The 7,695-nt window shown below is 73.1% G+C and carries 5 protein-coding genes and 2 pseudogenes; 2 read left to right on the top strand and 5 right to left on the bottom strand.

Annotated features, from left to right (window positions below; translation table 11 throughout):
• Nucleotides 1-10: 10 nt before the first annotated feature.
• The 5 genes and pseudogenes from ACFU6K_RS23985 to ACFU6K_RS23965 form a co-directional block, all read right to left on the bottom strand.
• A complete protein-coding gene (locus ACFU6K_RS23985) occupies nt 11-907 on the bottom strand; it encodes an aminoglycoside phosphotransferase family protein (protein WP_380666198.1) in 897 nt (298 codons plus the stop codon).
• Between the two features lie 124 nt (nt 908-1,031).
• On the bottom strand, nt 1,032-1,697 hold the full coding sequence (locus tag ACFU6K_RS23980) for an HAD family hydrolase (protein WP_380666196.1): 666 nt from the start codon (nt 1,695-1,697) through the stop codon (nt 1,032-1,034).
• Between the two features lie 76 nt (nt 1,698-1,773).
• A pseudogene (locus tag ACFU6K_RS23975) lies at nt 1,774-2,499 on the bottom strand (putative Ig domain-containing protein); the annotation flags it as partial.
• Nucleotides 2,500-2,703: 204 nt separating this feature from the next.
• A pseudogene (locus tag ACFU6K_RS23970) lies at nt 2,704-3,141 on the bottom strand (trypsin-like peptidase domain-containing protein); the annotation flags it as partial.
• A gap of 404 nt (nt 3,142-3,545) precedes the next feature.
• The gene (locus tag ACFU6K_RS23965) at nt 3,546-4,508 is read right to left on the bottom strand and encodes a hypothetical protein (RefSeq protein WP_380666194.1); all 963 of its coding nucleotides are present in this window, start codon (nt 4,506-4,508) and stop codon (nt 3,546-3,548) included.
• A gap of 154 nt (nt 4,509-4,662) precedes the next feature.
• On the opposite strand from ACFU6K_RS23965, the gene ACFU6K_RS23960 reads away from it, so the two are divergent.
• On the top strand, nt 4,663-5,784 hold the full coding sequence (locus ACFU6K_RS23960; protein WP_380666192.1) for an alpha/beta hydrolase: 1,122 nt from the start codon (nt 4,663-4,665) through the stop codon (nt 5,782-5,784).
• A 71-nt stretch (nt 5,785-5,855) separates the two neighbouring features.
• Nucleotides 5,856-7,695: glycosyltransferase family 39 protein (locus ACFU6K_RS23955; RefSeq protein ID WP_380666190.1), on the top strand; the 1,840-nt coding region annotated here is incomplete at its 3' end.

The following is a 7,695-nucleotide window of genomic DNA, read 5'->3' as shown; positions in this document are numbered from 1 at the left end:
GCCCACCCGCCTACGCGTGGTCGGCCAGCACCTCGGCGATGACGTGGCGGGCGATGGCGGTCATCCTCGGGTCGCTGTCCCGGTAGTAGCTGACTTCCATCAGCGCGACGGACAGGGCCCAGCCACGGGCGCGGTCCCAGGCCGCGTCGTCGGGGGCCGCGGCCTCGCGGAAGGCCGCACGGGCGGCGGCGGGCAGGACGTACCAGGCGGGGATCAGGTCGACGGCCGGTTCGCCCAGGCCCGCGCAGCCGAAGTCGATGACGGCGGCGAGACGTCCCCCCGGGGAGACCAGCAGGTTGCCGGGCTGAAGGTCCCCGTGGAGCCAGACCGGCGGGCCGACAGGCGCGGGGGCGGCCAGGGCGTGCTCCCAGGCGGCGGTCGCGGCGGCGGCGTCGACCAGGTCCGGCACGGCCGCGATCGCCTTCCTCGTCCCAGTGTCCCGGTCCGCCAGCGACTCGCTGCGGTAGGCGGCCGGGGCCCCGGTCGGGTCGATCCGGCGGACGGCCGTCACGAAGTCGGCCAAGTCCCCTGCCAGCGCCCCGGGTTCGGCGATCCGGCCGGGCACCGGTGTGGTGCCGTCGAGCCAGCGCAGCACCGACCAGGGCCAGGGGCAGCCGTCGACCGGCCCGCCCACGGCCAGCGGGACCGGCACCGGGACGGGCAGCCGAGGGGCCAGGCGGCGCAGCCAGACGTCCTCCTTGGCGATCTCCTCGACCACCCCGGGGATCCGCGGGATACGCACCACCAGCTCCGCGCCCAGCCGGTACATCGCGTTGCTGGTCCCGGCCGGCACCACCGGCTCAACCGGCAGGCCGGCCCACTGCGGGAAGCACTCGGCGACCATCCGGCGCACCAGCGCCTCGTCGATGTCCAGTTCGTCGGCGTGCAGCTTGCGGGAGGAGGCCATGGCGCCCGACCCTGCCACCCACGGGCCGTACCCGGCAACCGAATTGGCGCCGGGCCCGACGGCCGCCCGACGGCTGCCTGACTGCCGCCCGACTGTCGCCCGACGGCCGCGCGGAGGACGGCCGCTACCCCGGGTGGACCGCGCCCGCCGCGATCAGGCCGGGCAGCTCGCGCATGTCGTCGAAGACCACGGTGCCCGGCCCGGCCAGCCGTTCCGCGGCCGTGACGCCGCCCGCGTAGCCGAGTGCGCGCATCCCGGCGGCGCGGGCGGCCTCGACGCCGGGGCGGCTGTCCTCGACCACCACGCAGGCGGCCGGGTCGACGCCCATCGAGCGGGCGGCGTGCAGGAAGAGGTCGGGTGCGGGCTTGCCGCGCTCGACCTCGGTGGCGCTGAAGATCCGCCCGGCGAAGTGGTCGTGGAGGCCGGTCCGGCCCAGGGTGTGGCGCATCTTCTCGTGGGTGCCGCTGGAGGCCACGCAGGTGGGCAGGGTGAGCGCGGCCAGCGCCTCCGGCAGGCCGTCCACGGGGGTCAGTCCGGCGTCCACCGCCTCGGCGTGCAGTTCGACGAAGCGCTTGCTCCACACCGCCGCCGTCTCGCCGCCGAGCCGTTCGGTGACCGTGGCCCGGTTGGCCGCCTCGGACCGTCCGACGAACGTCTCGATCGCCTCCGCCTCGGTCAGCGGCCAGCCGTACTCCTCGCCGAGCCGCACCAGCACCCGGACGGCGATCACCTCGCTGTCCACCAGGACGCCGTCGCAGTCGAAAATCACCAGCTCAATCGGCTTGATCATCCCACCAGCATAGGCGGGTGCCCGTGCCCGGGGGCCGGCGGCCGTCGAACTGGCCACCGGCGCCCGGGCGTTGGCGTCAGCCGGTCTGGATCGAGGTGTCGTCGATCACGAAGCTGGTCTGGAGCGAGGCGTCCTCGGTCCCGGCGAACTTCACGGTGACGCTCTGGCCCGCGTAGGCCGACAGGTCGAAGGTGCGCTGCTGGTAGCCGGCCGCGGCGTCCACGTTGGAGTAGGTCTTCAGCGTGGTGCCGTTCACCGACAGAGTCAGCTTGTCGTACGCGGTGGTGCCCGACTCGGCGGTGTCGATGTGCAGCCAGAAGCTCAGCGTCGCCTTGCAGCCCGCCGGGATGCTCACCGTCTGCGACAGCGAGTCCGAGTGGGTGGAGCCGTAGCCGTTCAGCCACGCCTTCCAGGAGCCGCTGTGGGCCGCCTGCGAGGCACTGTTGTCCACCACGCCGCTCGACGTCGTCCACGGCGTGGCCGTGCCCGACTCGAAGCCCTCGTTGCCCAGCAGCTGGGTCGGAGTGCAGCCGCCACCACCGGTGGAGACGGCCCAAGTGAAGCTGGTGGAGGCCGACTTGCCCGCGGCGTCCGTCACGGTGACGGTGACGGTGGAGCTGCCCGCGGTGGAGACGGTGCCGGCGATGACGCCGGTGGAGGAGTTGATCGACAGCCCGGCGGGCAGGCCGCTCGCGGCGTAGGACAGCGGGGCGGTGCCGCCGGAGGCGTTGATCTGGAGGTTGACCGCGCCGCCGACGGCGGTGGACTGGTTGCCCGGGTTGGACACCGAGACGGCGCTGCCGGCCGGCTTGGTGAGCAGGCAGCCGGCCACGTTGAGGTCGATGGCCCGGGTGGAGGAGTTCAGGCAGGTGGTGAACCAGTACGTCTCCTCGCCGTAGCTCTGGCCCTTGTAGGCCTTGGTGGTGCCGTCGGCGGCCACCTCGCACGGGTTGTTGAGGGTGCACATGCCGCCGTCGTCGTTGCCGGTGTTGTTGATGCCGATGATCCGCCCGCTGGCGGAGTCGACGATCGGCGAGCCGGAGGTGCCGTGCGTGGTGTTGCAGCCGGAGCTGTAGCGCAGCGAGTCGTGCCAGGTCCAGGCGTCCTCGCGCAGGGTCGGCACGAAGCCGTTGACGGAGCAGTTCCAGACCTGCTTCCAGTACGACGAGGGTATGTACATCGACGCGCCGTCGGTCGGGTGGGCGTCGCTGATCGTCAGCGCGGTGGCGCCGTACTTGGAGCTGATCGACCCGTAGGTGTCGGTGAGTTGGTAGAGGGCGACGTCGGTGCCGGTCATGGTCGCGTAGAGCAGCTTGTCGGCCTGGACGGTGCCCAGGCTGTTGCCCGCGCCGTCCAGCAGGGTGCCGCTGCGGCTGGCGGTGGTGTTCTGGATGACCTGGCCGGCCGAGGGCATGGTCGGCAGGCAGTGTCCGTTGGTGAGCATCAGCGCCCGGTCGCCGGCCGCCGAGGTGGGGTAACGGACCAGCGAGGCCGAGCAGTTGCTCAGGGCGATGGTGGACGTCAGGTCGGCCGCCTGGACGGCGTGCGCGGGGGCGGCGGCGAAGGCCAGCCCGCCCGCGACGACGGCACTCGTACCGGCCACCGCGACAAGTCTCTTGAACATGGCTCTCCTTGTGGGGGATCGCGGGGTGTACGACTGGTCGCCGACGCCCGCGCCGCATGAAAGTGCCATGGCCACTTCAAGAGGTCAAGGAGTGTGACCGAACTCGCCACTGCCCGGCACGGGCCGTGCCATCCGACGGCAACGACCCGTCCCGGTATGCCCGTTACGGGCCGGGGCGACGGCCAGGGCAGTGGATACGGCTACGGCAGTGGATACGGCTACGGCTACGGCTGCGGGAAGGCGTTCTGGTCCACGTCGTTGGTCTTGGCGTTGCCGTCGGCCACCGGCTGGAGGGTGATCTCCCAGGAGGTCGCGGTCCGGCCGGTCTCGAACGGGAAGGTGTCCTCGAACTTGGTGAACCGGCAGTTCTGGGTGAAGCCCTTGGCGTCGGAGTCCCAGTCCGCGCCCCCGGACACGTACACCTCGTACGTCCCGTCCTCCACGCCGTCGACACTGGCGTGCTGCCCCTTGCCGACGAACACCGAGTGCACGGTCTTGCCGTTCAGCGCGAGCGACACCACCGCGTCCGCCGTGCCGCCGTTCTCGACCTTGAACACGCCCTCGCCGCGCAGCTTCCCCTTGCGGACCATGGTGCCGTTGTCCAGCGAGCGGGACTGCTGCTGGGGCAGCGGCGGGACGGCGAAGGTGGTCTGGTAGCCGGCCGCGGTCATCTTGACGAGGGCCGCCGACACCGCCGCCAGCCCCTGGGAGGCGCCCAGTTCGGCCTCGGCCGAGCTCAGCGCGCAGACGTCGTGGAACTTGATGTCGCTGCGGACCTTGCCGGCGTCGGTGGCGAGCGAGGTCAGCGCCGCCACCAGTTCCTTCTGCGCCGTCGTCGCCACGGGCGGCTCGTCCGCCACGCTCAGGGACTTGGCGGCGCCCTGCGCGCTGGTGACGACGCCGGCGAGCACGGTGTCGAGGTCGCTCAGGTCCTTGGCGCCGGCCACCTGGCCGAGCGCGGCGGTGACCGGGTCGACGCCCGCGCTGAGCACCGGGCCGTACGGCGCCCGGGTCGGCGTCGGCGTCGCGGTCGGCTTCGCCGAGACCCCCGACCCCGCCGCCCCCGGCGCGGACGAGCCGCCCGCCGAACCACCGCCCCCGCCGCCGGAGCAGGCCGTCAGCACCAGCGCCGTGCCGACGGCCAGAGCCGCCTTCCCCACGAACCCCTCGGACCCCGTGAACCTCATGCCCCACCCCCGGGTAGCCGGACCGCGCGCACACCGCGCAGCCACGCGGTCACACATGGTCCCGGGCACGAACGACCCCGTCAACCCATTACCCGGCGGTCACCCCCGAGGGGCCCTCCGAGGCCGTCTCCGAAGGTCAACTACGATCGGGCCCGTGCTCAGTCTCACCGGACTCCCCCTCCAGATCATCGCCTCGCTCCTCGCGATCGCCGTCTTCGCCGCCACCATGTGGCTCTGGCCGCGGTTCGGCGGGAAGGGCTGGAAGGCGTGGCTGGGCCGGCTCGGGGCGTTCCTGGCCACCCAGGTGTCGGTGCTGGCCGCAATGGGCCTGATCGCCAACAGCTACTTCGGCTTCTACAGCTCCTGGACGGACCTGCTCGGCACCAGCGGCGGGCTCGGCACGGTCGTCGACCACCAGCCCAACGCCTCCGGGGTGGCCGTCACCGGTGAGCAGAAGTTCTACTCCGCGCAGGGCTCGGACCCGGAGCGCTCCGGCCTGATCCAGAAGGTCGACGTCAAAGGGGCCGGCAGCGGCCTGACCACCGAGGCGTACGTCTACCTGCCGCCGCAGTACTTCCAGCCGGAGCACGCCAAGCAGCGCTTCCCGATGGCCCTGGTGCTCACCGGCTACCCGGGCACCCCGGAGAAGCTGATCTCGCTGATGCAGTACCCGGCGTCCACGCTGAACGCGATCGAGCAGAAGAAGCTGCCGCCGACCGTCCTGGTGATGACCCGCCCCACCCTGGTCGGCGACCGGGACACCGAGTGCGTGGACGTGCCGAACGGCCCCCAGGTGGAGACCTTCTTCACCAGCGACCTGCCCAAGGCCCTCGCCACCACCTACCGGATCGGCACCGACCCGGCCAACCGGGCGGTCATCGGCAACTCCACCGGCGGCTACTGCGCGCTCAAGTTCGCGCTGCGCAAGCCCGACGCCTACCGCTCGGCGGTCGCGCTCTCCGGCTACTACAACGCGGCCCACGACGCGACCACCGGCGACCTGTTCGGCGGCAACGACCGGCTCAAGCAGGAGAACGACCTGCTGTGGCGGCTGAAGAACCAGCCGCCCGCCCCGGTCAACCTGCTGCTGACCACCGCGTACGACGAGAACAACTACGACGAGACCAAGGCCATGATCGCGGCCTTCAAGGCCCCCACCACGATGTCCTCCATCACGCTGGACACCGCCGGCCACAACTTCCACACCTGGACCCGGGAGATCCCCCCGGCCCTGGAGTGGCTGGGCAGGCACCTCGCCGTACCGCCGTCCGCCTGACGTTCCAGATCACACGCGCCTCACACCCCCGTCTCACGGTTCTCTCAGGCACGCCACCGACGGTATGGCGCATGACCACGAGCAGCTACTCCCCTCCGGCCGGCGAACCGTGGCCCGAGGCCGCGAACTTCCCGCCGCCGGAGGTGCCGCGGCCGGACCCGGTCCGGCCGGACCCGGCGCCGCTCTTCCCCGAGCAGCCCCTGCCGCCCGCCGGCCCCAAGGGGTTCGCCACCTGGTCCGACCGGCTGCGCACCCTCCCCGCCCGCGCCTGGCGCGGGCGCGCTGACGACCCGCGCTGGGTGCGCCCGGCCCTGCTGGCGCTGCTGGCCGCGACCGCCGTCCTCTACCTGTGGGGCCTGAGCGCCTCCGGCTGGGCCAACTCCTTCTACTCGGCCGCCGTGCAGGCCGGCTCGCAGAGCTGGAAGGCCTTCTTCTTCGGCTCCTCGGACGCGGCGAACTTCATCACCGTCGACAAGCCCCCGGCCTCGCTGTGGCCGATGGCGCTCTCGGCGCGGGTCTTCGGCCTCTCCTCCTGGTCGGTGCTGGCCCCGCAGGCGCTGATGGGCGCGGCCACCGTCGGCGTGCTGTACGCGACGGTGCGCCGGCGCTTCTCCCCGCTCGGCGGCCTGTTGGCGGGCGCCGTGCTGGCGCTCACCCCGGTCGCGGCGCTGATGTTCCGCTTCAACAACCCGGACGCGCTGCTGGTGCTGCTGCTGACGCTGGCCGCGTACGGGATGGTCCGGGCCGTCGAGGCGGCGGGCACCCGGTGGTTGGTGTTCACCGGGGTGATGTTCGGCCTCGCCTTCCTCACCAAGACCCTGGCGGCCTTCCTCATCCTGCCCGCCTTCGCGGTGGTCTACCTGGCGGTGGCGCCCACCGGCCTCTGGCGGCGGGTGCGGCAGACCCTGCTCGCGGGCGCGGCCCTGCTGGTCTCGGGCGGCTGGTGGGTGGCGGTCGTCGAGCTGATGCCCGCCTCGGCCCGCCCGTACATCGGCGGCTCGCAGGACAACAGCTTCCTCTCGCTCACCTTCGGCTACAACGGCCTCGGCCGGGTCGACGGCAACGAGCGCGGCAGCGTGGGCGGCGGCGCCCGGATGCCGGCCGGGGTCGACCTGCCGGGCGGCGCGATGCCCGGCGGCGGCCGCGGCTGGGGACAGACCGGCCTGACCCGGATGTTCGGCACCGACATCGGCGGGCAGATCGCCTGGCTGCTGCCGGCCGCGCTGATCCTGCTGCTGGCCGGCCTCTGGGCGACCCGCCGCTACGGCCGCACCGACACCGCCCGCGCGGCCTTCCTGGTCTGGGGCGGCTGGCTGCTCTCCACCGCGCTGGTCTTCAGCTTCATGTCCGGGATCTTCCACCAGTACTACACGGTGGCGCTGGCCCCGGCCGTCGCGGCGCTGGTCGGCATGGGCGTGGACGGGCTGTGGCGGGCCCGGCACCGGGTGCCCTGGGCGCTGGTGCTGGCCGGGACGCTCGCGGTGACGGCGGTCTGGGCGTTCGTGCTGCTCGGTCGCAGCTCCGGCTTCCTGCCGTGGCTGCGCTGGGCGGTGCTGGTCGGCGGACTGCTCGCGGCGGCCGCGCTGGCGGCCGGGCCGTTCGTCGGGCGGGTCTCCGGCCGGGCCGGCGCGCGGATCGCCTCGGTGGCGGGCCTGGTGGGCCTGGCGGCGGCGCTCGGCGGACCGGCCGCGTACGCGGTGGACACCGTGAACTCCCCGCACACCGGCTCGATCGTGACCGCCGGGCCGCGCGTGGAGGGCGGGTTCGGACCGGGCGGCACGGGACGCAAGGGCGGCAAGGGTTTCCCGGGCGGCGGCCAGGGCTTCCCCGGCGGCCAGGCGCCGCGCGGGCAGAACGGCGGGGGCAACGAGCGCGGGCCGGGCTACCACGGCACCAGCCGCAGCGTCCCCC

It is taken from the genome of Kitasatospora sp. NPDC057512 (assembly GCF_042802135.1).
Classification (GTDB): Bacteria; Actinomycetota; Actinomycetes; order Streptomycetales; family Streptomycetaceae; genus Kitasatospora.
This window is presented reverse-complemented; position numbering and strand designations above follow the sequence as displayed.

Excerpts from the sequence above, each read along its gene's own strand:
- ACFU6K_RS23965 (WP_380666194.1), bottom strand. The coding sequence starts at position 4,508 with ATGAGGTTCACGGGGTCCGAGGGGTTCGTGGGGAAGGCGGCTCTGGCC.
- ACFU6K_RS23980 (WP_380666196.1), bottom strand. The coding sequence starts at position 1,697 with ATGATCAAGCCGATTGAGCTGGTGATTTTCGACTGCGACGGCGTCCTG.
- ACFU6K_RS23985 (WP_380666198.1), bottom strand. The coding sequence starts at position 907 with ATGGCCTCCTCCCGCAAGCTGCACGCCGACGAACTGGACATCGACGAG.